We start from the raw sequence: 25,586 nt of genomic DNA, 5'->3' as shown, positions 1-25,586 counted from the left end.
TCAAACTGTCGCTGAAAGTTCCGCCGGGAAGCCTGCGCCTCCCGGCAAGTCGAAAAACCTATTCCGCCGCCACGCCCATGCGCATGCGTTCCATCTCGATCAGCGCGCGGCGGTATTCGACCGGCATGATCTTGCGGAATTTCGGCCGGAAGGTCGTCCAGTCGTCGAGTATCTCGCGGCCGCGTACCGAACCGGTGAAATGGACGTGGTTCGAGATAAGCTGGTAAAGCCGTTCCTCGTCATGGGTGGTCATGTCGCCCGAGACGTCGACGCGACCCTTGTGGTCGAGGTCACCGCCATGATGCAGCAGCCTTTCCATCAGATCGTCTTCTTCCGGAACCGGCTCCAGCTCGACCATCGCCATGTTGCAGCGCGCGGCGAAATCGCCGGCCTCATCCAGAACATAGGCCACGCCGCCCGACATGCCGGCGGCGAAGTTGCGACCGGTCTGGCCGATGACGACGACGATGCCGCCGGTCATGTATTCGCAGCCATGATCGCCGACGCCTTCAACGACGGCGGCGACGCCCGAATTGCGCACCGCGAAGCGCTCGCCGGCGACACCTGCGAAATAGGCCTCGCCCTCGGTCGCGCCATAGAGGACGGTGTTGCCGACGATGATCGATTCCGCCGCGACGATCCTGGACTCCTCCGGCGGCCGGATGACGATGCGTCCGCCCGACAGGCCCTTGCCGACATAGTCGTTGGCCGCACCGACGAGATCGAACGAGATGCCGCGCGCCAGGAAGGCGCCGAACGACTGGCCGGCGGTGCCGGTCAGCTTCACCTGGATCGTGTCCTCGCGCAGGCCCTTGTGCCTGAAGCGCTTGGCGACTTCGCCCGACAGCATGGCGCCCGTGGAGCGATCGACATTGCGGATGTCGACCTCGATCTTGACCGGCTGCTTGCTTTCGAGCGCGGGCTTCGCCAGTTCGATTAGCTTGCGATCGAGTACATCGTTGATCGGGTGTTTCTGCCGTTCGGTCCAGTGCACCGCCTCATGCGGCGCGTCCGGCTTGAAGAACATCTTGCCGAAATCGAGCCCACGCGCCTTCCAATGCTGGATCATCTCGCGCTTTTCCAGCAGGTCGCTGTCGCCGATGATCTGGTCGATATGGGTGTAGCCCATCTCGGCCAGCAGCCCTCTCACCTCTTCCGCAACATAGAAGAAGAAGTTGATGACATGCTCGGGCGTGCCCTTGAAACGCTTGCGCAGAACCGGGTCCTGCGTCGCGACGCCGACCGGGCAGGTGTTCAAGTGGCACTTGCGCATCATGATGCAGCCGGCCGCGATCAGCGGCGCGGTCGAGAAGCCGAACTCGTCGGCACCGAGCAGCGCACCGATGATGACGTCGCGCCCCGTGCGCAAGCCACCATCGACCTGCAGCGCAACGCGCGAGCGCAGCCCGTTCAGCACCAGCGTCTGGTGCGTCTCGGCTAGGCCCATTTCCCACGGGCTGCCGGCATGTTTGAGCGAGGTCAGCGGCGACGCGCCGGTGCCGCCATCATAGCCCGATATGGTGATGTGGTCGGCGCGTGCCTTGGCGACGCCGGCCGCAACCGTACCGACACCGACTTCCGACACCAGCTTGACCGAAACGTCGGCCGCCGGGTTGACGTTCTTCAGATCGTAGATCAGCTGCGCCAGATCCTCGATCGAATAAATGTCGTGATGCGGCGGCGGCGAGATCAGGCCGACGCCGGGCGTCGAGTGCCGGACCTTGGCAATGGTCGCGTCGACCTTGTGGCCGGGCAGCTGGCCGCCCTCACCGGGCTTGGCGCCCTGCGCGACCTTGATCTGCATGACATCGGAATTGACGAGATACTCGGCGGTGACGCCAAACCGTCCCGAGGCGACCTGCTTGATCGCCGAACGTTCGGGGTTCTTGCCGCCGCCCGGCAGCGGCAGATAGCGGTCTGCCTCTTCGCCGCCCTCGCCGGTGTTCGACTTGCCGCCGATCTGGTTCATGGCGCGCGCCAGCGTCGTGTGTGCCTCGCGCGAGATCGAGCCGAACGACATCGCCCCGGTCGAGAAGCGCTTGACGATATCGGCCGCCGACATCACGTCCTCTATCGCCACCTTCTTGCGGCCGGTCTCTTCCGCAAGCTTGATCCTGAACAGGCCGCGTATGGTCTGAGCACGGGCCGTCTCGCTGTCGATCTGCGCGGAATACTCCTTGAACGTCTCCCACGAGCCCTGGCGCACGGCGTGCTGCAAGGTGGCGACGGCGTCGGGCGACCACATATGGGCTTCGCCGCGCATGCGGTACATGTACTCGCCGCCGACCTCGAGGCTGTTGCGCAGCACCGGATCGTTGCCGAAACCGTCGGTGTGGCGGCTGAGCGTCTCAGCCGCGACCTCGTCCAGGCCGACACCTTCGATCAGCGTCGCTGTGCCGGTGAAGTACTTCTCGACGAAATCCGACTTCAGCCCGATGGCGTCGAATATCTGCGCGCCGCAATAGGACTGGTAGGTGGAGATGCCCATCTTCGACATCACCTTGAGGATGCCCTTGCCGATCGACTTGATGTAGCGCGAGACCACCTCGTAGGCGTCGACCTCAGCCGGCAGTTCGCCACGCTTGTGCATGTCGAGCAGCGTATCGAAGGCAAGGTAGGGGTTGATCGCCTCGGCGCCGTAGCCGGCGAGACAGCAGAAATGATGCACTTCGCGCGGCTCGCCGGATTCCACGACCAGGCCGACCGCGGTGCGCAGACCCTTGCGGATCAGATGGTGGTGCACCGCAGCCGTCGCCAGCAGTGCCGGAATGGCGATACGGTCGGGACCGACCTGGCGGTCGGACAGGATGATGATGTTGTAGCCGCCGGCGACAGCGGCTTCCGCCCGCTCGCACAGACGTTCGACCGCGCCCTGCATGCCGGACGCGCCCTCGCTCGACCCGTAGGTGATATCGATGGTCTTGGTGTCGAAACGGTCTTCCGTGTGGCCGATCGAGCGGATCTTTTCCAGATCGCCATTGGTCAGGATCGGCTGGCGCACTTCGAGCCGCTTGCGGCGCGAATTGCCAACCAGGTCGAAGATGTTCGGCCGCGGCCCGATGAAGGACACCAGGCTCATCACCAGTTCCTCGCGGATCGGGTCGATCGGCGGGTTGGTGACCTGGGCGAAATTCTGCTTGAAGTAGGTGTAGAGCAGCTTCGACTTGTCCGACATCGCCGAGATCGGCGTGTCCGTGCCCATCGAACCCACCGCTTCCTGGCCGGTGGTCGCCATCGGCGACATCAGCAGCTTGGTGTCTTCCTGGCTGTAGCCGAACGCCTGCTGGCGATCGAGCAGGCTGACATCCTTGCGCAGCGCGCGCGGCTCGACCGGCTTCAGATCCTCCAGGATCAGCTGCGTGTTGTTGAGCCAGGTCTTGTAGGGATGCCTGGTGGCGATCTCCGACTTGATCTCCTCGTCGGAAATGATGCGGCCTTTGGCGAGGTCGATCAGAAGCATGCGGCCGGGCTGCAGCCGCCACTTCTTGACGATCCTCTCCTCCGGCACCGGCAGCACGCCGGCCTCTGACGCCATGATGACGCGGTCGTCGTCGGTGACGATGTAGCGCGCCGGGCGCAGACCGTTGCGGTCGAGCGTGGCGCCGATCTGGCGACCGTCGGTGAAGGCGACCGCGGCCGGCCCGTCCCACGGCTCCATAAGGGCTGCGTGGTATTCGTAGAAAGCCTTGCGGTCGGCATCCATCAGCTTGTTGCCGGCCCAGGCTTCCGGGATCAGCATCATCATGGCGTGGCTGAGGCTGTAGCCGCCCTGGAACAGGAATTCGAGCGCATTGTCGAAGCACGCCGTGTCGGACTGGCCGTCATAGGAGATCGGCCACAGCTTCGAGATGTTGTTGCCGAACAGTTCGGAATCGACCGAGGCCTGGCGCGCCGCCATCCAGTTGTTGTTGCCGCGCACCGTGTTGATCTCGCCATTATGCGCGACCATGCGGTACGGGTGCGCGAGCTTCCATGACGGGAAGGTGTTGGTCGAGAAGCGCTGGTGGACGAGGATCAGCGCGGTCTCGAAACGCGGATCCGACAAATCCTTGTAATAGGCGCCGACCTGGTAGGCCAGGAACATGCCCTTGTAGACAATGGTGCGCGCCGATAGCGACACACAGTAGGCGCCGATATCCTTGTTGTTGTTCTCGGCGTAGATGCGGCCGGAAATCACCTTGCGCAGCAGGTACAGCCTGGCCTCATATTCCTCGTCATCTGGAATGTCTGATGTGCGGCCGATGAAGACCTGGCGATGGAACGGTTCGGAGGCCGCAATATCGGGCGCCTTCGACAGCGATGAATTGTCGACCGGCACGTCGCGAAAGCCGAGCAGCGGCAGCCCTTCTGACTGCGCCGATTCGGCGATGATCTCTTCGATATGGGCGCGCAGTGCCGCATCCTGCGGCATGAACCAGTGGCCGACGCCGTATTGGCCTGCCGCCGGCAGTTCGACGCCCTGGGCCGCCATCTCTTCGCGGAAGAAATGATCGGGGATTTGCACCAGCACGCCGGCGCCGTCGCCCATCAGCGGATCGGCGCCGACAGCGCCGCGATGCGTCAGGTTTTCGAGCACGAAGAGCCCGTCCTTGACGATCTGGTGCGACTTCACGTTCTTCATGTTGACGATGAAGCCGACGCCGCACGCGTCATGCTCGTTGCGCGGATCGTAGAGACCCTGCGCGGCCATACCGTTGCCGGTCAGGCCGTTGGTGGTTCGGCCTTCTTTGGTCAGAACGGTATTTTTAACGGCTGCCGCTTTCGTCTGCGCGGCCTGGCCGATAATCGCAGATGGCGTCAGTTCCGTCATCGTCCTGTCCTCCGATCCGGCCCCTTGCACGTCTAGCATTTGGGGCGCTGGTCTACCTTGGGAAGCGACTGGCTTCCGCTCTCATTCTTGCGGCACGTCTTTTCGAAATCCTTGGCGGACCGTGCGGTGCACCGCCGGTTCGTATCCGGTATCGTACAGGCCACAGCCGAGCCGTCTACCCGTCGCTCGCGGCAACGGCCGGAGTGGCCCAAATGATACGCCAATCCAGCCTGACTTGTGCGACAATATAAGACAGCACTACTGTCCTAAATTTTTATGGCAGAAATCCTGGGCGCACACAAGACCGATTCACCAAATTCTTGGACGTTTGGCGACAGCAAATTTCGTCGGGCGCTGTTGAAACGAAATTTCGGTCCCGGCACTCCTTCGTGATCGCCTTTGGCTTTACCGCTTTTTCAGCCCTTGGCCCTTGCGCGTCAAACCCCGAAACGGCCATGGTCGCGCTCTTGTCGCAACCAGACTTTCTCAACCAGGCAGGGACTTTCCTGATGTTCTTTGCATCCGACAACTGGGCGGGCGTCCATTCCAACATTGCCGCCGGGCTGTCAGCCAATGCTGGCGGCTTTTCGACCGCCTATGGCGATGGCGATCTCGACCGGGCCGTCTACCAGCGTTTCAGCGAGATCTTCGAACGCGAGGTCGCGGTGTTCTTCGTCGCTACCGGCACGGCGGCCAACTCGCTGTCCCTGGCCGCTTACAACAAGCCCGGCGGCATTTCCTTTGCGCACCGCGAATCGCACATCATCGAGGACGAATGCGGCGCGCCGGAATATTTCAGCGGCGGCTCGCGTCTCCATGCTGTCGACGGCGCCCTGGGCAAGATCGATCCGCACAATCTTGAACGCGCCGTCGCCCGTTTCGCACCCGAAATCGTCCATTGGGGACGCCCGACGGCCGTCTCGATCACCCAATCGACCGAAGTCGGCACAGTGTACGGGCTCGACGACATTTCCACCATTTCGGAGATCGCCAAACGCTTTTCCCTGCCGCTGCATATGGACGGCGCCCGTTTTGCCAACGCATTGGTCGCGCTTGAGACGACGCCGGCCGAAATGACCTGGAAGCGCGGCGTCGACATCGTCTCGTTCGGCGGCACCAAGAACGGCTGCTGGTGCGCCGAAGCGGTGGTGCTGTTCGATCTAGACCGCGCCAAGGAGTTGTCCTTCCTGCGCAAGCGCGCCGCACAGCTGTTCTCCAAGTCGCGCTTCATCGCAGCGCAGTTCGACGCCTACTTCACAGACGGCCTGTGGCTGGACACGGCCCGTCATGCCAATGCCATGGCCGCGCGCCTGGCGGCTGCGATCGAGGATTCGGCAACGGCGAAGCTCGCCTGGTTGCCGCAGGCCAACGAGGTGTTCGCGGTGATGAAAAAGGCGGAAGCCGAAAGGCTGCAATCCGTCGGCGCAGCCTTTTACGACTGGCACAGGCCGCACGGCTTCGACGGCCATGTCGGCGAGGACGAGTTGCTCTATCGCTTCGTCACCAGCTTTGCCACGACTTCAGATGAGGTCGATCGCTTCGGCCAGATGATCGCCTGAACCCGCGAGACCGCGCCAATGACAAAGCCACCTCTCGGCTCAACCATGCGGCTGGTTCGCCCGGCGCCAAACGTGCTCGGCTTCTACGATGGCCGCGTTGACGGCGTTCGCGCCTGGTCGGACGAGCCGAACTGGCTGGACGACGGCGCCTATGCCCTCGGCATCTGCACCTATGCGATCGTCGATGGTTCGCAGGCGCTTGTCTACGACACGCATATTTCGCTGCCTCACGCGCGCTTCATCAGGCAGACGCTCGAAGACATGGGCGCAACATCGATCCGGGTCGTGCTCAGCCACTGGCATGACGATCATATTGCCGGCAATGAGGTGTTTCAGGATTGCGAGATTATCGCCAACACGCTCACCGCCTCGGCGCTCGCGAACAACCGGGCTGAGATCGAAAGCGGTGTTCCACCGATCAAGCCTCTCGTGCTGCCGAACAGGACCTTCGAAGGCAGTCTTGACCTCACCGTTGGATCGATAGCCATCGAGCTGCGTCAGGTCGAAATCCACAGCCATGACGGCACGGTGCTGTTCATGCCCGAAACCGGCCTGCTCCTGGCGGGCGACACGCTCGAGGATCCAATCACCTATGTCAGCGAGGCGGATCGGCTGGCGCAACATCTGGTCGATCTCGAACGCATGAGCGGGTGGCCGATAGACCGCATCTTGCCCAATCACGGCTCGCTCGAAGCGATTGAGCGAGGCGGCTACGACAAAGGCCTCATCGCCGCCACGCAAGCCTACGTTCAAAAACTGCTTCGCTGCCGGCGTGAGCCTGATCTTGCGAAGCAGGATCTGAAAACCTTCGGCGCCGACATATTCGCCACGGGCGCGGTCGAGTACTTCGCGCTGTACGAGCCCGTCCACCGGCAAAACATCGAGGCCGTTCTCGCAACCGGCACCGATCGCTAAGCAAGGAAAGGCCGCGCCAAAAGCTCGAGGCCAAGCAAGATCAGGAAAACAAGAAACCAGCGCCGGAAGGTCGCCGGGCTGATCCGCTGCCGGAGCAACTGTCCGAGCCACATGCCGAGCAAGGCCGGCGCAACCGCCAGCGACGACATGGCGACATGCCCGACCTGGAACGCGCCGTGCGAGGCAAGGCCGGCAGCGAGCGCGATCGTCGACACGGTGAAGGACAGGCCGAGCGCCTGGATCAGATCGTCACGGCTCAAGCCCAGCGCCTGAATGTAAGGTACAGCGGGCACGACGAACACGCCGGTGCCGCCGGTGACGATGCCGGTAAGGAAACCGACGATGGGCGACGACCAGCGCTCGGCTGACGCGGGAACCGTCAACTGCCGCGCCAGCAGCGTATAGACGGCATAGACGATCAGCGCCGCCCCGAGGCCGGCCGTCGTCCATTTGACATTGTCGCTGGCCAGCAGCCATGAGCCGGCCAGCGTGCCGGCGACGATGCCGACCATCATCAGCCACAGCCGCCTGAGGATCCATCCGAAGCTCGGGCCGGCAAACAGCTGCCAGATATTGGTGACGAAGGACGGCACGATCAGCAGCGAAGCCGCGGCGACCGGCGGCATGATTGTGCCCAGCAGCCCCATCGCCAACGTCGGCAGTCCCATACCGGTAACGCCCTTGACGATGCCGGCCAGCAGGAAGGTCACCGCAATGGTTGCCGTTAGGGCCAGGGAAAAATCAGCCGAAAGATCAGACATCGCCCTTCATGGGAAGACGGCGCCCGCCGCAAAAGAGCCAGAACTCTTCGGTTGGGGTGACAGAGGCTGCGGCGAAAAAAGCGGCGCCTCGCGGCGCCGCTTTCGTCTCGGGAGGAGACGCTTTCAACCTTGGGCGTTGTGACGCCGCCGTCTTGATCACGCGGCGTTCTTGGCCTCGATCTGCTTGGCGTTGGCCGAAGAGGCGGTAATCGCGATCTTGCGCGGCTTCAGCTCCTCGGGGATGTTGCGCTTAAGGTCGACGAAAAGCAGGCCGTTCTTCAGGGTGGCGCCGACGACCTCGACATGGTCGGCAAGCTGGAAGCGGCGCTCGAACGAACGCGAGGCAATGCCGCGGTAGAGCAGCTCGGAGCCTTCGCCATTGCCCTCTTCCTTGCGCTCACCCTTGACGGTCAGCACGTTGCGGTGGGCTTCGATCGAAATCTCTTCGTCCGAGAAGCCGGCAACCGCCATCGAGATGCGATAGGCGTCCTCGCCGGTGCGCTCGATGTTGTAGGGCGGATAGGTCTGCGCGCCATCGGGCTGGGCCAGCGAGTCGAGCATGGTGAACAGGCGGTCGAAGCCGACGGTCGAGCGATAGAGCGGGGAAAAATCAACGTGACGCATGAGGTGTTCTCCTGTTGAGCAACATGTTTGCGTGTGGCCGGTGCGAAACCCTGGAAAGGCGTTTCGGGTGGACCAGCAGCCCCGACATCGGCGGCTGCATCCGACATTTGGGGAGCGCAAAAGCGCATTTCAAGGATTTTTGAAGAGCGCCAATCGAGGCGTCGATGAACGGCAGATGAACCGCTGCTTCGGCGCCCGTTCAGCCGGCCGGCGCTAGAGTGCCCCCAGGATAAAGAACCAGGCGGCGCCGGATGAAAGCGCCGCGACGAGGCCGACCGGGTGTAACGTCCCTTCCTCCCGGATCGACAGAGGCCGGAAGCACGCCGCCGCAGGCTGCTTCCGGCCTTGCTTGTTGTTCGTCCGCCCCCTTGGCGCCCTCCCTTTGCTTTTCATCCATTGGCGTCTATCACCATGCCGACGCCCCTGCCGGGTGAGACACCACGAACACGCAAGCGCCTAATGACGGATCTCTTCCATCCCACGCCAGGCAATCCGCCGCCGCAAAATGTCGGCGGCGGCTTTTTCACCACGCGCGACGGCAAGAAGATCCGCTACGGCCTGTTTGCCGCGGTCACCCGGCCGCTGAAAGGCACCGTCGTGCTGCTGCCCGGCCGCAACGAGTGCATCGAGAAATATTTCGAAACCATCCGCAACCTGACCGACCGCGGCCTCGGCGTCGCCACGCTCGACTGGCGCGGCCAAGGCGATTCCGACCGGCTGATCGCCGACCCGCAACGCGGCTATGTCCGCTCCTTCTACGATTACACCGGCGACCTCGAACAGTTCTTCGAGGATATCGTGCTGCCCGACTGCCGCGGCCCGTATTACATCCTCGCCCATTCCATGGGCGCCGTGATCGCGCTGCTCGCGGCGCCGTCGATGGTCAACCGGGTGCGTCGAATGGTGCTGATTGCGCCTTTCCTGACGGTGCCCGACTCGCCCGTGTCGGCAAAAACGGCGCGCCGCGTCTGCTCGGTATTGTGCTTTCTCGGCCTCGGTCGGCTCTACGCCGCCTGGGGTCCGCGTCCCAGGGAAACCCTGCCCTTCGCCCTCAACAAGGTGACATCGGACCCCGGGCGCTATCAGCGCAACACGAAAATCTACGAGCACTATCCGCAACTGGCGCTCGGCGGGCCGACGATCCGCTGGCTGCAGGCGGCAATCAAGGCAGGCGAAGCCATCAGCGAGCCCGACTTCATGGCCAGGATCCAGGTGCCGCTGCTGATGATCGCCGCCGGCGCCGATCAGGTCGTCTCGACCAAGGCCGTGGAAGCCTACGCCAGGCGTCTGCGCCTCGGCTCGCTGCTGATGATCGATGGCTCGAAACACGAGATCCTGCAGGAGGCCGATGTCTATCGCGAGCAGTTGCTCGCCGCCTTCGACGCCTTCATACCCGGCAACGACGACCCGACAGCCTGATGCCGCCCGGCGCTGCATGTTGCGGCGCCTTGAGCTTGCGCCTGCTGACAGCCTTCTGTCAGGAGCAGCGCCCGCAGCACACAAAGAGCTAAAGATTCTGACAGCCGGTGCCGCCCCGGAATGCTCATCTCTCCGCGTACTGAACGCCAAGGAGATGACGTCATGACCGAGAAAACCTGCGCTGCCTGCGATTGCCAGCTGGACGCCAACCCGATCCGCGTCAAGGTCGGCGGCAAGACCGTCGAGGTCTGCTGCGAGGAATGCGCGATTGCGCTGAACGAAGCCGGCGCCTCAGTGGCCGGCGCTTCAGTGGCCGGCAACGGGGAAGCCTGAGCGATGCGCCCCGATCATGCAGCGGCGGCGCAATGCCTCGCACATCAGCCGACAACTCAAACCGCGACGTTCCGGCGGTCCTTGCGGACACAAGGCATCGCGGCGGCCAACTGGATCGGCCGTCAACTGGAAAGGCGCCGAAGCCGCCTTGCCTTGCTCGAAATGACCGACGAACAGCTCAAGGACATCGGCGTGTCGCGCAGCCAAGCTCACTGCGAATACATGCGCCGTTTGTGGGCCTGAGCCATGGCCGTTACGAAGGGCCCGACAGGTGAAGTCTCCTGACAGGTTTGGACAGGCCAATCGCCTAATGTGCCGGAGCAGCTTTCGGTGCAAGGGTAGAATGCCACGGCCATGTCTCAGCTCACCATGTCGCAGTTCACGGTACAGACGCTTCTGGACACCGGCACCGTCAGGGTGAGGGTGTCGAGGCGATGCCGCTCTATCGCTACCATCTGCGCCTGCGGCTGGCGCGCGCGCTCGACCTGCTTGGCCGCTACGACAATCTGACCACGCTCGGCCTGGACCTCGGCTTCTCCAGCCACAGCCATTTCAGCTCAGCGTTCAGGCAGGTCTACGGGCGAACGCCGGCGGAATTCCAGCGCTCGATCAAGCCGCGCTGATCGGGTCGACTATCAGCCGCGCAGGGCTGCCATTGCAGCCGCGTGAAGCTCCGGCGTTGCGGCGGCCAGGATGTCGCCGCCCTTTTCCGCCGGACCGCCCTCGAATGTGGTGATGACGCCGCCGGCCTTTTCGATGATCGGGATCAGCGCCACGATGTCGTAGGGTTTCAATCCGGGATCGGCGACGATGTCGACGCTGCCGGACGCGATCATGGCAAAGGCGTAGCAATCGGCTCCGTAGCGGGCGAGCTGGATCTGTTTCTCGAACGCGTCGTAGCGGGTGCGCGCCTCGCCCTTGAAAAGCGCCGGCGTGGTGGTGAACAAGGTCGCCTCGTCAAGCTTCGTCCTCTTGCGGGTCGACAGCTTCCGCGGCCCACCGGGGCCTTCGTAGTGGGAGCCGGAAGCGTTGGCGTAGAACAGCTCGCCGGTGAACGGCTGCGCCATCATACCGGCGACGGCGTCACCGTCGACCGTCAATCCGACCAGCGTTCCCCACACCGGCAGGCCTGAGATGAAGGCGCGGGTACCATCGATCGGATCGATCACCCAGACATGCCTTGAGGAGATGTTTTCGCTGCCATGTTCTTCGCCAAGGATACCGTGATCGGGATACTCAGCCGAGATCAGCGCCCGGATGGCTCGCTCGGCCTCGCGGTCGGCCTCGGTGACCGGGTCGAAACTGCCTTTTTCCTTGTTGGCCACCGCGCCCTGTGCGCGGAAACGCGGCAAGGTTTCAGCCGCCGCCGCTTGCGCGATCCGGCGCATGAAATCGATGCTGATGTCCACGTGATTCTCCCGCATTGCAGAGTGCCAACCCGGTCTGCAGGCACTTTCCCGCCAAAACAAGCCGGTTTATCGATTTATTAGAGACATCAGCGTTGCCGAAATGTCACACATCGGCGCCACCGAAACGCATTTTCACATCAGAGTGAATTAAAAAAGCGTGGGATCGATTGACATTTGTGCATCGCACAATAAATTTGTTCTCGGACAGGTTTCCTGTCCATGCCCTCCTTGGGCGTTTCCTCCCTAGACTTCGACCGTGTCGTGCAAACGATGCGGTCTTTTTTACGCTGCGGGATGGCCAGCGCGGGATCTCATGAACAGCCGCCGCTCGGTGTCATTCGGCGGCCAGCGGCAGGTCTATGAAGTGGTGGTCGGGCATCGCCATCAGGTCGGCCGAAAAGCGCGCCATATCGTCGGCCAGCGCATCGAAGCCGGCCGATTTCTGGAACGTCCGCTCATTCATGTAGAGGCCGCGATTGACCTCGATCTGCAGCGCATGCAGATGGCGCGCCGGCCGGCCGTAATGCTCGGTGATGAAGCCGCCTGCATAGGGTTTGTTGTGGGCGACGGTGTAGCCCATGCCGATGAGCAGGCCGATCGCCGTCTCGGTCAGGGCTGCCGTGGCCGAGATGCCGAAACGGTCGCCGACGATGAAATCCGGCCGCAGGCCGCTGTCGCCCACCCTGATGCTCGCCGGCATCGAATGGCAGTCGATCAGCACGGCATAGCCGAACCTGGCATGGGTTCTGGTCAATAGCCGCTTCAGCGTCTCGTGATAGGGTTTGTAGACCGCCTCTATGCGCTGGACGGCCTCCGCCAGCGGCAGACGGCCGGAATAGATGTCGAGCCCCTCACCCACCAGCTTGGGCACGGTGCCGAGCCCGCCGGCAACGCGCGCCGAGCGGATGTTGCAGAAGGACGGCACCGGCTCGGCGAACATGCGCGGGTCGAGCTCCCAGGGTTCGCGATTGACGTCGAGATAGGCGCGCGGAAAATTCGCCGCCAGCATCGGCGCGCCCAGCGCCACCGCGCCGCCGAACAGTTCGTCGACATAGCAATCCTCGGAGCGGCGGATGGCGCTCCGGTCGAGCCGCGCCATGGCCAGGAAGCGGTCTGGATAATAGCGGCCGCTATGCGGTGAGTTGAAGACGAAGGGAACGCGCTGCTCGGCGCCCGATCGGATTTCGAAGGGTGGAACGACCGAAAAATCTTCGGCTGCCGTCGTCAATTTGAACGAACCCGGAAACAGCAATGCATCATGATGGGAAACTGCCACCTCATCGGCCGCATGTCCAGCATTTCGGCATGTCAGGAACCCCGTCAAATCAGGATTAATGCCGCCAACGTTCACTTGATGTTTACCGTCAGCTCCTCATATACAGGATGGTTAACGGGCTTGCCGGACGGCAGGCTTGGCTGGGGTGATTCGGACGGGACAAGATGGCACGCATTCTGCTGGCGGAAGACGACGACGACATGCGCCGGTTCCTGGTCAAGGCACTGGAGCGGGCCGGCTACCACGTCAGCGATTTCGACAATGGCGCCAGCGCCTACGAGCGGCTGCGCGAAGAACCTTTCTCCCTGCTGCTGACCGATATCGTCATGCCGGAGATGGACGGCATCGAACTCGCCCGCCGCGCCACCGAGATCGATCCCGACCTGAAGGTGATGTTCATCACCGGTTTCGCGGCCGTCGCGCTCAACCCCGATTCCAAGGCGCCGAAAGACGCCAAGGTGCTGTCCAAGCCCTTCCACCTGCGCGATCTCGTCAACGAGGTCGAAAAAATGCTGCAGGCCGCCTGAAGCACGCACAGTGTGATCTCGCCGCTTCGTCGGCGGCGCGACAAAACGAGCCTTTCTTTCCCTTTCCGGCTATTGACGCGCTGGACCAAAAATGGTGTATGCGCGGCTTCGGATGGGCGTGTAGCTCAGCGGGAGAGCACTGCATTGACATTGCAGGGGTCACAGGTTCAATCCCTGTCACGCCCACCATCCTTTCGATAACTTGGCCAAGCCCGTTTTTGGCGCACCCCTTCGACAACTTAGTCGGTAAGGCGGCCACCGCTTGTGGCAGCCGCCTCGTGTTTGTGGACATTCTAATGCATGGCGCTCAAAAGTGGCCCCGGTTTTGAGACAACGACATGCCTAAAAACAAAGACCTAAAGCGCGTCGCCTGAGTCCGTTCAAACGGGACGCGCTTTAGACGTGGTGCGGGCTTAGCGTCCTTGAAGGCGCAGGCTCGATGCCGTCCTCCATAAGAATATCCTTCTTGCGAGCGAACGCGACGAAGACGCCTCGTGCTGTCTCGGGTTCCACATCGCCAATCAGAGCGGCTTTGCAAGCGCGAATAGCAGCTCTCTGCTCCGGGCTGTTGCCACACCATTCGGATGCGAATTGATAGGCATCCGCGACCGTGTTGAGTTGGCGGGGAAAGCCCAATCCCACCCACACCCGGACCGGCTTTTCAAAAGGTTTCGATAGCATCATGACCTCCTTTCCTAATGCATGTCACCCAGAAGTGTGCCACGGGTCTGGGACAACGACATGCATCAAAACAAAGACTTAAAGCGTGTCGCATGAATCCGTTTCAGCGCGACGCGCTTAGGCAGTCACTCCTCCGCCTTCGCCACCTCTGCCCATCATCCACGGCATTGTCGTGGATACTTCTTCAAGGATTCTGGCTGCTTTCGCAAAACCGCTGAACGCTTCTCTGGCTGCGGAAAGCGGATAATCGCTATCGAAAGCTCGCTGGCAGGCCCGCAATGCGGTTTGGTGAATGGGGCCGCGCCTGTCCTTCGGCCATTCATAGAGGAACTCCAGAGCGTCCTCGAGACACGTGATTTCCTGAACAAGGTTGTCGCCGCTTTTCACGAAAACGGCGCTGTCAAACATCCGATCGTTCATATGATCCTCCAAATTGAACGAACCATTGAGTTTCATGGTTTGCGCGGTCCAGGCCAACTGCAGGCGCGCGACAGAGGCGCGCCAGTACGTCCTGCAGTGATCATCTTCGTTTCTCCGCAATCACAGCCTCCCGGCCGGAACCGGGAGGCGGACCCGCAGTTCAAAGTGTGACAGATCGACAGGATTACGCGGCTTTACGCGCGCGGTCCGTGTCTTGCGTGATCTGAGTGGCGGCCGTCGGCGTGTCGCCGACGCCGATGCTGATGCGGCGCGGTTTCAGCTCTTCGGGAATCTCACGGACGATGTCGATCGAGAGGAGGCCATTCTCCAGTTTGGCTGCCTTGATCTTCATGTGGTCGGCAAGCTTGAACGTCTGCCTGAAACTGCGATAGGCGATGCCCTGGTGCAGCAGCTGGCGTCCGCTCTGATCATCAGCTTTCTGGCCTACCACGACCAGTTCGGGTCCATGCTGGGTCAGCTCAACCTCATCCTGGCTGAAGCCTGCGATGGCCATCGAGATACGGTAATCGTTCTCGTCGACCTTCTCGATGTTATAGGGCGGCCAGTCTGGACGCGTGCCGCTGTCGAGCATGTCGAAAAGCCGGTCGAAACCGACGGTGGTCCGATAGAGGGTATCAAAGGTTCTCATAGCCACATCCTCCTTGAAGCAACATGGGTACAAGGGCGCCGCCCCAGCGGCGCCGCCATTTTTTGCCGAGCCTTATGGCCTTGGCGGAAATCGAATTAGGAGGCGCCCCAAATGAGTTCAAGAGCATCTCGAATTTTTTTAGTAGCATCCTTCGCATCGACGGAAAGCGAAATCTGAGTTTCTACGGGACCTTCCCTTCGAACAGTCGAACAGCCCCTTGAAGTACAGATCCGGCGGGAAGTTTTCGCGCGATCTGCGCGACCGCATCGTCTACTGCCCCGCCGTCCCGTTTCGTATTCAAATGCCGGCCAGCAAGGAACCGGGTAGCGGCCTTCCGATCCGTAAATCCACCCTGTCGGGGCGAAACGTCCCGGCACGTGCCGGGACGTTTCTGGCTCGCGGATCACTGTGGCCGCGGATCGGGCCTGTCGGGCTTGTCATGAGGGGTGTTGTTGCCTTCACGGCACGGTGTGCCGATGCCGCAGCATTTGCCGTTGTAGGTGACACCGGGCTTGGTCTTCTCGCATTCCCTCGGCGGTGCCGTCTGACACCCTGCCAGCACCGAAACCGCGATGGCGGCGAGAAATGCGTTTCTTGAAGTGATAAACATTGACGTTCTCCTTGATGGACCGTGTTTGCTACACACCGCTTGGTCGCGGGCGGCAGCGAAATGGTTCAAGGAAAATTGGAATCAGGCCGCGCCGAGGCGGACATCACCCTTCTCAATATGGGTGAGAAACCACGCATATGTCTGTTCCAATCCATCGCGAAGCGCGTAGCGCGGGCGCCATCCCGTCGCAAACAGCCGCGAAACATCCATCAACTTGCGCGGCGTGCCATCTGGCTTGGTCGTATCGAAGGCGATATCAGCCTCGACGCCGGCGACCGATGCGACGGTCTGGGCAAGCTCGGCAATGGTGACATCCTCGCCCGAACCGACATTGACGTGGCTGTCGCCGGCATAATTCTTCAACAGCCAGACCAAGGCATCGGCGGCGTCGTCGACATGCAGGAATTCACGCCGTGGCGTGCCCGAGCCCCAGACCTCGAGGCTGTTGCCGCCGCTCAGCGCCAGTGCATGCGCCTTTCGCATCAGGGCCGGCACGACATGGCTGGACTGGAGATCGAAATTGTCGCCAGGACCGTAAAGGTTGGCCGGCATCGCCGAGATGTAGTCGACGCCATGCTGGCGCCGATAGGCCTGGCACAGTTTGAGCCCGGCGATCTTGGCGATCGCATACCATTCATTGGTGGGTTCGAGCGGACCGGTCAGCAGCGCGTCTTCCCTGATCGGCTGCGGCGCGAGCTTTGGATAGATGCAGGACGAGCCGAGAAACAAAAGCTTGCCGACCTCGCTGCGAAAGGCGCCGTCAATGACATTGCCCTGCATAACCAGGTTTTGCTGCAGGAAATCGACAGGGAACCGGTCATTGGCCAGGATACCGCCGACTTTGGCGGCCGCCATCACCACCGCATCCGGCCTGTGCTCGGCCATCCAGCGCCGCACCCCTGCCTGGTCGAGCAGGTCGAGCCTGTCGCGCGATACGGTGAGTATCTCGCAGTCCTCGCTCGCCAGCCGGCGCACGACGGCCGAACCGACCATGCCACGATGCCCGGCGACGAAGACACGCTTGCCCTTCAGTTCAAATGTCGCGTCCATCGGCCTGCCTCACGCAGAACGGCTGTTCTGCCGCGTGCCGCCGGCGGTGCGCGCCAGATCGGCCTGCACCATTTCCGCCACCAGATCCCTGAAGCCGGTCGTGTGCGACCACCCCAGCCTGGCTTTGGCCTTGGCGGAGTCGCCGAGCAGCAGGTCGACCTCGGTCGGCCGGAAATAGCGCGGATCGATGCGCACCAGGACAGTGCCCGAACCGGCATCGACACCGACTTCATCGACACCCTCGCCTTGCCAGCGGATGGTGCGCCCGGTCTCGGCAAAAGCCAGTTCGACGAATTCGCGCACCGAATGCGCCTCACCGGTCGCCAGCACGAAATCGTCGGCTTCGCTGTGCTGCAGAATGCGCCACATGCCCTCCACATAGTCGCGCGCATGGCCCCAGTCACGCCTGGCGTCGAGATTGCCGAGATAGAGCGTGGCCTGAAGGCCGTGATGGATCGAGGCGACGGCCCGCGTGATCTTGCGGGTGACGAAGGTTTCGCCGCGTGTCGGGCTTTCGTGGTTGAACAGGATTCCGTTGGCGGCGAACATGCCGTAAGCCTCGCGGTAGTTGACCGTGATCCAGTAGGCGTAAAGCTTGGCCGCGGCATAGGGCGAGCGCGGATGGAAGGGCGTCGCCTCGCTTTGCGGGACCTCGCGCGCCTTGCCGTAAAGCTCCGACGTCGATGCCTGATAGAAGCGCACCGACTTCTCCAGGCGCAGGATGCGGATCGCCTCGAGCAGCCTGAGTGTTCCCAGCGCATCGGCATTGCCGGTGTATTCCGGCGTCTCGAAACTCACCTGGACATGACTCTGGGCGCCGAGATTGTAGATCTCACCGGGCTGTGTCTCCTGCACCAGGCGAATAAGGTTGGTCGCGTCGGTCAGGTCGCCATAATGCAGGAAGAAACGCGCACCGCGCTCGTGCGGATCGACATAGATGTCGTCAACGCGCTCGGTGTTGAACGAGGACGAGCGGCGTTTGACGCCATGGACAATATAGCCCTTCTGCAGAAGCAATTCTGCGAGATAGGCCCCGTCCTGCCCGGTAACCCCGGTGATGAGCGCCACTTTTTCCGTCATTGCCGCTCCGTCCGCATCCAATCCCGGCAACCGAATACAGATTTGGCGCGAGAACGCAAATCCCCCATACGGGGGACAGGTTTCAGCCAGCGATTGTGTCGTTCTCAGGCACCTGCAACCGCGCAGAAATGCTTCATCCTGGCCAGCGCAAGCTCGGGATCGGCGAGCAACCCTGCCTGGTCGGCAAGGCGGAAGATGTCGGCATAGTGCAGGATGCCGCGCGCCGACTGCATGCCGCCGACCATGGCGAAATGGTCCTGATGGCCGTTGAGCCAGGCAATGAAGACGATGCCGGCCTTGTAATACTCCGTCGGCGCCTCGAAGATCTTGCGCGACAACGGCACTGTCGGCGCCATCAGCGCGTCAAAGCCGGCGCGGTCGCCGTCAGCCAGTTTCGCGAGCGCCGCACTGGCGACCGGCGCGATGGCGTCGAATATGCCGAGCAAGGCGTGCGAGTGCCGCTTCCCGTCGCCGGCAATCAGTTCGGGATAGTTGAAATCGTCGCCGGTGAACATGACGACGCCTTCCGGCAACCGGTTGCGCAAGGCAACTTCCTTGCCGGCATGGAGCAGGGAAATCTTTATCCCCTCGACCTTGCCGGCATGACGCTCGATGATGGCGACGACGGTGTCGAGCGCGGCCTCGAAATTGCCGCTGCCCCAATAACCTTTCAGTGCAGGATCGAACATGTCGCCCAGCCAGTGCAGGATGACCTTGCCGGATGCCTGGCTGAGGATGCGATCGTAGACCCTGATATAGTCGTCCGGACCCTTTGCGACCGCTGCCAGCGCCCGGCTGGCCATCATGATCGCCTTGCCGCCCTCGCCTTCAATGAAAGCGAACTGCTCCTCATAGGCGGCGATCACATCTTCGAGTGATCTCGAATTGGCCGGCGCCAGATGATCGGTGCCGGCGCCCGAGGCGAGGTCTGCGCCTTCGACGCTGCGCGCCTCGGCGATCGAGCGCCGGATCAATTCCTGCGCATTCGCCCAGTCGAAACCCATGCCGCGCTGCGAGGTGTCCATCGCCTCGGCGATGCGGAAGCCAAGCCGCCACAAATGATGCCGAAACGCCATCGTCTTGTCCCAGTCGACCGCAGGCTTCGACCAGGGGTCGGTCATCGCGAAAGGGTCGGCGACGACATGGGCCGCGGCATAGGCGATGCGCGGGAAAACTGCACCGATTACGGGCTCGACCGGACTGCCCGCGAGCTTGTAGCTGACGCGGCCGCCATTCTGCGTAGGCAGGGTGATATCCATGGCAACCTCCGTTTTCGGCACCCTATAAATGGAACGTTCCAATAAATCAAGGAACTTTATGATTCCGGCGATTGAACTGGGCCAAACGTTGAAGAAGGCTAAGAGTCCTTGCTAGGAACCACATTCATCACCTTTTCGATCTCCGCAAGAATCCCGATTGACTCTCGTTTGGCAGAGTGATTAGAACGTTCCAATAGATTTTCTCATTCAGGCGGAGGAAACCACCGACATGGCCAGCCGGGCCAAGGCAACGATCCTGGACATCGCCCGCGAGGCTGGTGTGTCCAAATCGACGGTGTCGCTTGTGCTGCAAGGCTCAGGGCTGATCCGGCCTGAAACCGCGGTCAAGGTTCGCAAGGCGATCGAGGATGTCGGATATGTCTACAACCGCGGCGCCGCCAATCTGCGCAAAGCCCATTCCAACGTCATCGGCATGGTCATCAACGATCTCACCAACCCCTTTTTCGCCGAGCTGGCGGTCGGCATGGAGCGCGTCTTCCAGTCGGCCGGCATCGTGCCCTTCATCGCCAACACGGCGGAGAACCCGGTGCGCCAGGAAGAAGTGCTGAAGTCGCTGATGGAACAGGGCGTCGCAGGCCTGATCGTGTCACCGGCACGCGGCACCACGCCGGGCGCCTTCCGTCGCCTCGAGATGGCGGGCGTGCCGGTCGTCTTCGCCATGCGCCGCCTGCCGGACAGCCGCATCCCGGTGATCGCTCCTGACAACCATCGCGGCGCGTATCTCGCCGCCGCCCATCTGATCGGCAAGGGCCATCGCCGGCTGGCCTTCTTCGGCGGCACCTCCGACCTGGTCGTCTATCAGGAGCGCCTGGGCGGTTTTCGTGAAGCTTGCGAAACATTGGGCATTGCCAGGCGCGACGTGCTTGTCGTCGAAGGCGAGACCAGCCGCAGGGGCGGCATCGCGTGCCTGGAAACCGCCCTTGCCATGGCCGAGCCGCCGACGGCGGCACTGTGCTTCAACGACGCCGTCGCCTTCGGCGTCATGCTGGCGCTGCGCAAGCGCGGGCTGGAGCCCGGCGCGGATTTCGCCGTCGTCGGCTTCGACGACGTGGTCGAGGCCGAGCATTATATGCCGGCGCTGACCAGCGTCTCGGTGGACACACCCGGCCTCGGCGAACGCGCCGCCCACGTCATGCTGAAGATGATCCAGTCGCGCATCACGCATGCCGAGGACCATATCGGCGCCGTCAATCTGGTCGTCAGGGACAGCTGCGGTCCCGATCGCGGCGCCCAGGACACATCAGCAGGAATGGGAGACGCGGCATGAGCGTCAAATGGGGACTGATCGGCGCCAGCACGATCGCCAAACAGTTCATGATCAACGCCATCCGCGCGCAAGAGGGTGGCGAGATCGCGGCGGTGATGAGCTCCAGTCCGCAGCGCGCCAAGACTTATGCCGCGGAACAGAATATTCCGCTTGCCGTCTCGACGCTGGACGACCTGCTCGGCGCCGAAATCGACGCCGTCTACATCTCGACCACCAATGAACTGCATCTCGAACAGGCGCTGGCCGCGATCAAGGCGGGAAAGCATGTCCTATGCGAAAAGCCGCTGGCGCTGACCAGCACTGACGCGCGCACCATGGTCGCCGCCGCCAAGGAAGCCGGCGTGGTGCTTGGCACCAACCATCATCTGCGCAATGCCGGCGCCCACCGCGCCATGCGCGACGCCATATCAGCCGGCCGCATCGGCAAGCCGATTGCCGCGCGCGTCTTCCATTCCGTCTATTTGCCGGAAAACCTGCAGGGCTGGCGCATTACCAAGCCTGAGGCCGGCGGCGGCGTGGTGCTCGACATCACCGTGCATGATGCCGACACGCTGCGCTTCGTGCTCGGCGACGACCCGGTCGAGGTCTCCGCCTTCACCCAGTTGGCCGGCATGGCCAGCAGCGGGCTGGAAGACGGCGCCATGTGCATCTGGCGCTTCGGGTCAGGCATCATCGCCCAGTCGCATGAAGGCTTCACAACCAAGTTCGCCGATACCGGCTTTGAGGTGCATGGTTCCGAAGGTTCGCTGATCGCAAAAAATGTGATGACGCAGAAGCCAGTCGGCTCGGTGCTGCTACGCACCGCCAAAGGCGAGGAGGAACTGAGCTTCGACCGAGAAGACCTCTACGCCAGGTCGCTGCGCCAGTTCCATGCCGCCATGCGTGGAGAAGGCCAGCCCTCCGCCACCGGCGAGGACGGCGTCTGGTCGCTGGCCTCAGCCGAAGCAGCGTTGCAGTCGGCAAAGTCCGGCAAGGCCGTCACTATCGATCCGAAAGGTGTCGTGTGAGCAAGCTCGTCTCCGCCGCTGAAGCAGCAAGCCTCATCAAGGACGGCATGACCGTCTCCGTCTCGTCATCGAGCGGGCTCGGCTGCCCGGACGCCGTGCTCGCCGCCATCGGCGAGCGCTTCGACGCCGAAGGCCATCCGAAAGACATCACCACGCTGCATCCGATCGCCGCCGGCGACATGTATGGCATCAAGGGCATCGACCATCTGGCCAAGCCCGGCTTGTTGAAGCGCACGCTCTGCGGCTCCTATCCCTCAGGCCCCTCCTCGTCCGAGCCGCCGCAGATATGGAAGATGATCGGCGACAATTCGGTCGCCGCCTACAACGTGCCCTCCGGCATCCTGTTCGACATGCACCGCGAGGCCGCCGCCAAGCGGCCGGGCGTGCTGACCAAGGTCGGCCTCGACACTTTTGCCGACCCGCGCCACCAGGGCTGCGCCATGAACGCGGCGGCAAGCGAGCCGATCGTCTCGGTGCAGCAGTTCGACGGCGAGGAATGGCTCTATTTCCGCTCGATCGTGCCTGACATTTCGATCATCCGCGCCACCACCGCCGACGAGCGCGGCAACCTGACCTATGAACATGAAGGCGCCTATCTCGGCGGCCTTGAACAGGCGCTCGCCGCCCGCAACAATGGCGGCATCGTCATTGCGCAGGTCAAGCGCGTCGTCGAGAACGGCACGCTGAAGCCGCATGACGTGCGCGTGCCCGGCGTCCTGGTCGACCACATCGTGGTGGCGCCGGACCAGTTGCAGACGACGTTGACGCCTTACGACCCGGCGGTTTCGGGCGAGATCTTCCGGCCGTTGTCCAGCTTCCGCAACGCTGAGATGAACGTCCAGAAAGTAATCGCGCGCCGCGTCGCCATGGAATTGCGCGACGGGATGGCGGTCAATATCGGCTTCGGCATCTCGGCAAACGTGCCGCGTATCCTTCTCGAGGAAGGCCAGCACGGCAAGGTCACCTGGGTGATCGAGCAGGGCGCCGTCGGCGGCGTGCCGCTGCTCGACTTCAAGTTCGGCTGTGCCTCGAACGCCGAGGCGATCATGCCCTCGCCGCACCAGTTCATCTATTTCCAGGCCGGCGGCTTCGATGCCTCGCTGCTCTCCTTCTTGCAGATCGACCGCCATGGCTCCGTCAACGTGTCGAAACTCTCGGCCCTGCCACATGTCACCGCCGGGGCCGGCGGCTTTGTCGACATCACGGCACGGGCGAAAAAGATCGTCTTCTCCGGCTTCTTCAATGCCGGCGCCAAGCTTTCGCTCGCCGATGGCGGCATCCGCATCGACGCGGAAGGCAAGGTCAAGAAGGTCGTCAACGAGGTCGAACACATCTCTTTCTCCGGCAAGCGCGCCGTCGCTCAAGGCCAGGACATCACCTACGTCACCGAGCGTTGCGTGATGAAGCTGACGCCGGACGGCCTGATGGTGACGGAACTTGCGCCGGGCGTCGACCTCGAGCGCGATGTGTTGGCTCAGTCCGAAACACCGCTCGGCGTCGCCAACGACCTCAAGGTGACACCGGCGGCGCTGTACCAGGATCGGCCGATCGGCCTGTCGCTGAATGGCGGCGCTTCTCTCGGAGGCGCGCATGGCTGAGCGCCTCGTCACCTTCGAGCAGGACGGCGCCATCGGTATCGTCACGCTGCGCCGGCCGGAGAAGTTCAACGCGCTGGACATTCCAATGCTGCGCGCGCTCGAGACAGCGCTCGACGAAGCCGAAATGGCTGAAGGCGTGCGCGTCGCGCTGATCCGCGGCGAAGGCAAGGGCTTTTGCGCCGGCGGCGATGTCGAGGCCTGGGGCGAGATGAGCGCTGCCGACTTTCAGGTGCAATGGGTGCGCTACGGCCACCGCGTCTTCGACCGACTGGCGCGGCTGCGGCAGCCGACCATCGCGGTGCTTTCCGGCCATGCGTTGGGTGGCGGGCTGGAGCTGGCAGTCGCCTGCGACTTCCGTGTCGCCGAAACGCAGGTGAAGCTCGGCTTTCCCGAGACATCGATCGGCGTCGTCCCCGGTTGGTCCGGCACGCAGCGCGCCGTGCGCCGCTTTGGGGCCCAGATCGTGCGCCGCATGGCGCTCGGCGGCGAGCTCTTTGCCGCCTCCGACGCGCTTGCACTCGGCGTCGTTGACCGCGTGGTCGAGACCGGCCAGGCGCTGGCAGAGGCCAGGACTTGGGCCGAAAAAATCGCCGGGCGCGGGCCGCTCGCAACCGAAGCCGCCAAGCTGATGATCGCAGTCGCCGAAGGCGAGGAAAGTGCGGCCGCCACCGAGGCGCTCGCCAGCGGCTTCGTTGCGCTGACCGGCGACCTCAAAGCCGGCGTGAGCGCCTTCAAGGCCAAGCAGAAGCCGGCCTTTTCAAGATCCTAGAGAAAGCATGATGAACGCACCGCTCAACATTTCCATGCCGGCCGAGGCGTCCAAGGCGCCGAAGGCTTACAAGCTCCTGATCGACGGCAAGCATGTCGATGCCCGTGACGGCCGCACGATTGCGCGCAACAGCCCCGGCCATGGCTTCACCGTTTCGCGCTATGCGCAGGCCGGCGAGGCCGAGGTGGAGGCGGCCATGCAGGCCGCGCACAAGGCATTCGAGACCGGCCCGTGGCCGCGCACGAAGGCGGCCGAGCGCGCCGCCATCCTGCTCAAGACGGCCGACCTGATCGAGGCCCAGCTCGAAGACATCGCCCGACTCGATGCGCTGGAATCCGGCAAGCCGATCGCCCAGGCGCGCGGCGAGATCGGCGGCGCCATCGACATCTGGCGCTATGCCGCCTCGCTCGCCCGCACGCTGCACGGCGAAAGCTACGCCAATCTCGGCGACGCCATGCTGGGCGTGGTCCTGCGCGAGCCGATCGGCGTCGTCTCGATCATCACCCCGTGGAATTTCCCGTTCCTGATCGTCAGCCAGAAACTGCCCTTCGCGCTCGCCGCCGGCTGCACCGCGGTGGTCAAGCCGAGCGAAATGACCTCGGCCTCGACCTTCGTGCTCGGCGACATCCTGATGCAGGCCGGCCTGCCCGCGGGCGTCGTCAACATCCTGGCCGGCCTCGGCGCCGATGTCGGGGGGCCGATGGTCAGCCATCCGCTGGTCGAGATGGTGTCGTTCACCGGCTCTACCCGCGTCGGCAAGATGACCATGGCTTCCGCCGCGCAGTCGCTGAAGAAAGTCTCGATGGAGCTCGGCGGCAAGAACGGCCAGATCGTCTTCCCCGATGCCGATCTCGAGGCGGCCGCTGACGCAGCAGTGTTCGGCGGCTTCTTCAACGCCGGCGAATGCTGCAATGCCGGCAGCCGGCTGATCGTGCATGAAGCCATCGCCGACGATTTCCTCGCCACTGTCAAGGCCCTGACCGCCAAGGTAACGGTCGGCGACCCACTCGACGACCGAACCAAGGTTGGCGCGATGATTTCCGCCGACCATCTGACCAAGGTCGCAGATTACGTTGCGGCAGCAGCAAAAGACGGCAGCAATGTCTATAGCGGTGGCGGCCAATTGGCGTCCAATGCCGGCCAGTACCTCGATCCGACCATCATTCGCGGCGTTACCGAAGACATGGCTATTGCGCGCGAGGAAGTGTTTGGCCCGGTGCTCTCCGTGCTGACTTTTGGATCGATTGAAAAGGCGTTGCACATCGCCAACAACACGCCCTATGGTCTGTCGGCAGGGGTGTGGAGCGCCAGCATCGACACTTGTATGTCGGTGGCGCGTGGTGTGCGTTCGGGGACCGTTTGGGTGAACACATTCATGGAAGGCTTTCCCGAGCTGCCATTCGGGGGCTACAAGCAGTCCGGCATCGGACGCGAACTCGGCAAACGCGCTGTCGAGGATTATACCGAGGAAAAGACAATCCAGTTTCATCGCGGCCAGCGCACCGGTTGGTGGGTCGGCTGAGTTTGGAAGAACCCGGTGGG

23 protein-coding genes, 1 tRNA gene and 1 pseudogene are annotated in these 25,586 nt (G+C 62.9%); 13 read left to right on the top strand and 12 right to left on the bottom strand.

The features are described 5' to 3' along the window. Positions 1 to 58 precede the first annotated feature (58 nt). Positions 59 to 4,810 (bottom strand): glutamate synthase large subunit, encoded by a 4,752-nt coding sequence (gene gltB, locus NL532_RS09440; protein ID WP_023828230.1) that lies wholly within the window; start codon positions 4,808 to 4,810, stop codon positions 59 to 61. Between the two features lie 509 nt (positions 4,811 to 5,319). Here gltB and NL532_RS09435 point away from each other — a divergent pair. Both NL532_RS09435 and NL532_RS09430 read left to right on the top strand, forming a co-directional pair. Continuing rightward, positions 5,320 to 6,369, top strand: a complete 1,050-nt coding sequence (locus tag NL532_RS09435; RefSeq protein ID WP_023686416.1) for a threonine aldolase family protein — start codon at positions 5,320 to 5,322, stop codon at positions 6,367 to 6,369. A gap of 18 nt (positions 6,370 to 6,387) precedes the next feature. Then, on the top strand, positions 6,388 to 7,284 hold the full coding sequence (locus NL532_RS09430) for an MBL fold metallo-hydrolase (RefSeq protein ID WP_023828231.1): 897 nt from the start codon (positions 6,388 to 6,390) through the stop codon (positions 7,282 to 7,284). On the opposite strand, the gene NL532_RS09425 is transcribed toward NL532_RS09430, so the two are convergent. Beyond that, positions 7,281 to 8,045: a sulfite exporter TauE/SafE family protein gene (locus NL532_RS09425; RefSeq protein ID WP_023686418.1), complete on the bottom strand. Its 765-nt coding sequence runs from the start codon at positions 8,043 to 8,045 to the stop codon at positions 7,281 to 7,283. The genes NL532_RS09430 and NL532_RS09425 overlap by 4 nt on opposite strands. 156 nt (positions 8,046 to 8,201) lie before the next feature. Then, positions 8,202 to 8,669: an Hsp20 family protein gene (locus NL532_RS09420; protein ID WP_023671202.1), complete on the bottom strand. Its 468-nt coding sequence runs from the start codon at positions 8,667 to 8,669 to the stop codon at positions 8,202 to 8,204. 459 nt (positions 8,670 to 9,128) lie between these two features. On the opposite strand from NL532_RS09420, the gene NL532_RS09415 reads away from it, so the two are divergent. The 4 genes and pseudogenes from NL532_RS09415 to NL532_RS09400 all read left to right on the top strand — a co-directional run. After that, positions 9,129 to 10,088, top strand: coding sequence for an alpha/beta fold hydrolase (locus tag NL532_RS09415; protein WP_023828232.1), 960 nt, complete (start codon positions 9,129 to 9,131; stop codon positions 10,086 to 10,088). 162 nt (positions 10,089 to 10,250) lie between these two features. Beyond that, positions 10,251 to 10,421: a hypothetical protein gene (locus NL532_RS09410; RefSeq protein WP_023683236.1), complete on the top strand. Its 171-nt coding sequence runs from the start codon at positions 10,251 to 10,253 to the stop codon at positions 10,419 to 10,421. Between the two features lie 3 nt (positions 10,422 to 10,424). Further along, positions 10,425 to 10,664, top strand: coding sequence for a DUF1127 domain-containing protein (locus NL532_RS09405; RefSeq protein WP_023828233.1), 240 nt, complete (start codon positions 10,425 to 10,427; stop codon positions 10,662 to 10,664). A 182-nt stretch (positions 10,665 to 10,846) separates the two neighbouring features. After that, positions 10,847 to 11,044: pseudogene (locus NL532_RS09400) on the top strand (helix-turn-helix domain-containing protein); the annotation flags it as partial. 12 nt (positions 11,045 to 11,056) lie between these two features. On the opposite strand, the gene hisN reads toward NL532_RS09400, so the two are convergent. Further along, positions 11,057 to 11,830: a histidinol-phosphatase gene (gene hisN, locus NL532_RS09395; RefSeq protein ID WP_023733489.1), complete on the bottom strand. Its 774-nt coding sequence runs from the start codon at positions 11,828 to 11,830 to the stop codon at positions 11,057 to 11,059. 334 nt (positions 11,831 to 12,164) lie between these two features. Further along, positions 12,165 to 13,106 carry an N-formylglutamate amidohydrolase gene (locus NL532_RS09390; RefSeq protein ID WP_023733490.1) on the bottom strand — a complete coding sequence of 314 codons (942 nt, stop codon included), beginning with the start codon at positions 13,104 to 13,106 and terminating at the stop codon, positions 12,165 to 12,167. Between the two features lie 164 nt (positions 13,107 to 13,270). Between NL532_RS09390 and cpdR the strand changes: the two genes are divergently transcribed. Further along, positions 13,271 to 13,633 carry a cell cycle two-component system response regulator CpdR gene (cpdR, locus tag NL532_RS09385; RefSeq protein WP_023671195.1) on the top strand — a complete coding sequence of 121 codons (363 nt, stop codon included), beginning with the start codon at positions 13,271 to 13,273 and terminating at the stop codon, positions 13,631 to 13,633. 114 nt (positions 13,634 to 13,747) lie between these two features. After that, positions 13,748 to 13,822 (top strand) — tRNA-Val (locus NL532_RS09380). A gap of 207 nt (positions 13,823 to 14,029) precedes the next feature. Here the strand turns inward: NL532_RS09380 and NL532_RS09375 are convergent. The 7 genes from NL532_RS09375 to NL532_RS09345 all read right to left on the bottom strand — a co-directional run bounded on the left by NL532_RS09375 (position 14,030) and on the right by NL532_RS09345 (position 19,382). Then, a complete protein-coding gene (locus NL532_RS09375) occupies positions 14,030 to 14,317 on the bottom strand; it encodes a DUF982 domain-containing protein (protein ID WP_031197745.1) in 288 nt (95 codons plus the stop codon). 114 nt (positions 14,318 to 14,431) lie between these two features. Continuing rightward, entirely contained in the window at positions 14,432 to 14,734 is a 303-nt protein-coding gene (locus tag NL532_RS09370; protein WP_023683230.1) for a DUF982 domain-containing protein, read from the bottom strand. 184 nt (positions 14,735 to 14,918) lie between these two features. Then, positions 14,919 to 15,383 (bottom strand): Hsp20 family protein, encoded by a 465-nt coding sequence (locus tag NL532_RS09365; protein WP_023671192.1) that lies wholly within the window; start codon positions 15,381 to 15,383, stop codon positions 14,919 to 14,921. A 403-nt stretch (positions 15,384 to 15,786) separates the two neighbouring features. Continuing rightward, positions 15,787 to 15,993 (bottom strand): hypothetical protein, encoded by a 207-nt coding sequence (locus NL532_RS09360; protein ID WP_023710933.1) that lies wholly within the window; start codon positions 15,991 to 15,993, stop codon positions 15,787 to 15,789. Positions 15,994 to 16,074: 81 nt separating this feature from the next. Next, the gene (fcl, locus tag NL532_RS09355; protein WP_023755029.1) at positions 16,075 to 17,043 is read right to left on the bottom strand and encodes a GDP-L-fucose synthase; all 969 of its coding nucleotides are present in this window, start codon (positions 17,041 to 17,043) and stop codon (positions 16,075 to 16,077) included. A gap of 9 nt (positions 17,044 to 17,052) precedes the next feature. Continuing rightward, positions 17,053 to 18,123: a GDP-mannose 4,6-dehydratase gene (gmd, locus tag NL532_RS09350; RefSeq protein WP_023755030.1), complete on the bottom strand. Its 1,071-nt coding sequence runs from the start codon at positions 18,121 to 18,123 to the stop codon at positions 17,053 to 17,055. A 104-nt stretch (positions 18,124 to 18,227) separates the two neighbouring features. Beyond that, complete coding sequence (locus NL532_RS09345) at positions 18,228 to 19,382, bottom strand: dihydrodipicolinate synthase family protein (protein WP_023755031.1); 1,155 nt, start codon at positions 19,380 to 19,382, stop codon at positions 18,228 to 18,230. A 229-nt stretch (positions 19,383 to 19,611) separates the two neighbouring features. On the opposite strand from NL532_RS09345, the gene NL532_RS09340 reads away from it, so the two are divergent. The 5 genes from NL532_RS09340 to NL532_RS09320 are packed head-to-tail and all read left to right on the top strand — an operon-like array spanning position 19,612 to position 25,566. Further along, positions 19,612 to 20,670 carry a LacI family DNA-binding transcriptional regulator gene (locus NL532_RS09340; protein ID WP_023695643.1) on the top strand — a complete coding sequence of 353 codons (1,059 nt, stop codon included), beginning with the start codon at positions 19,612 to 19,614 and terminating at the stop codon, positions 20,668 to 20,670. Next, entirely contained in the window at positions 20,667 to 21,677 is a 1,011-nt protein-coding gene (locus NL532_RS09335) for a Gfo/Idh/MocA family protein (protein WP_023828235.1), read from the top strand. The genes NL532_RS09340 and NL532_RS09335 overlap by 4 nt, the downstream gene beginning before the upstream one ends. Continuing rightward, positions 21,674 to 23,275, top strand: a complete 1,602-nt coding sequence (locus NL532_RS09330; RefSeq protein WP_023828236.1) for an acyl CoA:acetate/3-ketoacid CoA transferase — start codon at positions 21,674 to 21,676, stop codon at positions 23,273 to 23,275. Before NL532_RS09335 ends, NL532_RS09330 begins: the two co-directional genes overlap by 4 nt. Then, positions 23,268 to 24,044 carry an enoyl-CoA hydratase/isomerase family protein gene (locus tag NL532_RS09325; RefSeq protein ID WP_023828237.1) on the top strand — a complete coding sequence of 259 codons (777 nt, stop codon included), beginning with the start codon at positions 23,268 to 23,270 and terminating at the stop codon, positions 24,042 to 24,044. The genes NL532_RS09330 and NL532_RS09325 overlap by 8 nt, the downstream gene beginning before the upstream one ends. A gap of 10 nt (positions 24,045 to 24,054) precedes the next feature. Further along, positions 24,055 to 25,566, top strand: a complete 1,512-nt coding sequence (locus tag NL532_RS09320; protein WP_023701022.1) for an aldehyde dehydrogenase family protein — start codon at positions 24,055 to 24,057, stop codon at positions 25,564 to 25,566. The last annotated feature ends 20 nt before the right edge of the window (positions 25,567 to 25,586 follow it).

Origin of the sequence: Mesorhizobium sp. C120A (genome assembly GCF_030323105.1) — a bacterium.
Lineage (GTDB): Bacteria > Pseudomonadota > Alphaproteobacteria > Rhizobiales > Rhizobiaceae > Mesorhizobium.
This window is presented reverse-complemented; position numbering and strand designations above follow the sequence as displayed.

Coding starts and splice junctions, on each gene's coding strand:
- NL532_RS09405 (WP_023828233.1), top strand. CDS start 10,425: ATGCGCCCCGATCATGCAGCGGCGGCGCAATGCCTCGCACATCAGCCG.
- fcl (WP_023755029.1), bottom strand. CDS start 17,043: ATGGACGCGACATTTGAACTGAAGGGCAAGCGTGTCTTCGTCGCCGGG.
- NL532_RS09430 (WP_023828231.1), top strand. CDS start 6,388: ATGACAAAGCCACCTCTCGGCTCAACCATGCGGCTGGTTCGCCCGGCG.
- NL532_RS09320 (WP_023701022.1), top strand. CDS start 24,055: ATGAACGCACCGCTCAACATTTCCATGCCGGCCGAGGCGTCCAAGGCG.
- NL532_RS09345 (WP_023755031.1), bottom strand. CDS start 19,382: ATGGATATCACCCTGCCTACGCAGAATGGCGGCCGCGTCAGCTACAAG.
- NL532_RS09435 (WP_023686416.1), top strand. CDS start 5,320: ATGTTCTTTGCATCCGACAACTGGGCGGGCGTCCATTCCAACATTGCC.
- gmd (WP_023755030.1), bottom strand. CDS start 18,123: ATGACGGAAAAAGTGGCGCTCATCACCGGGGTTACCGGGCAGGACGGG.
- gltB (WP_023828230.1), bottom strand. CDS start 4,810: ATGACGGAACTGACGCCATCTGCGATTATCGGCCAGGCCGCGCAGACG.
- NL532_RS09375 (WP_031197745.1), bottom strand. CDS start 14,317: ATGATGCTATCGAAACCTTTTGAAAAGCCGGTCCGGGTGTGGGTGGGA.
- NL532_RS09410 (WP_023683236.1), top strand. CDS start 10,251: ATGACCGAGAAAACCTGCGCTGCCTGCGATTGCCAGCTGGACGCCAAC.
- NL532_RS09425 (WP_023686418.1), bottom strand. CDS start 8,045: ATGTCTGATCTTTCGGCTGATTTTTCCCTGGCCCTAACGGCAACCATT.
- NL532_RS09420 (WP_023671202.1), bottom strand. CDS start 8,669: ATGCGTCACGTTGATTTTTCCCCGCTCTATCGCTCGACCGTCGGCTTC.
- NL532_RS09370 (WP_023683230.1), bottom strand. CDS start 14,734: ATGAACGATCGGATGTTTGACAGCGCCGTTTTCGTGAAAAGCGGCGAC.
- NL532_RS09365 (WP_023671192.1), bottom strand. CDS start 15,383: ATGAGAACCTTTGATACCCTCTATCGGACCACCGTCGGTTTCGACCGG.
- NL532_RS09340 (WP_023695643.1), top strand. CDS start 19,612: ATGGCCAGCCGGGCCAAGGCAACGATCCTGGACATCGCCCGCGAGGCT.
- NL532_RS09415 (WP_023828232.1), top strand. CDS start 9,129: ATGACGGATCTCTTCCATCCCACGCCAGGCAATCCGCCGCCGCAAAAT.
- NL532_RS09325 (WP_023828237.1), top strand. CDS start 23,268: ATGGCTGAGCGCCTCGTCACCTTCGAGCAGGACGGCGCCATCGGTATC.
- cpdR (WP_023671195.1), top strand. CDS start 13,271: ATGGCACGCATTCTGCTGGCGGAAGACGACGACGACATGCGCCGGTTC.
- NL532_RS09360 (WP_023710933.1), bottom strand. CDS start 15,993: ATGTTTATCACTTCAAGAAACGCATTTCTCGCCGCCATCGCGGTTTCG.
- NL532_RS09335 (WP_023828235.1), top strand. CDS start 20,667: ATGAGCGTCAAATGGGGACTGATCGGCGCCAGCACGATCGCCAAACAG.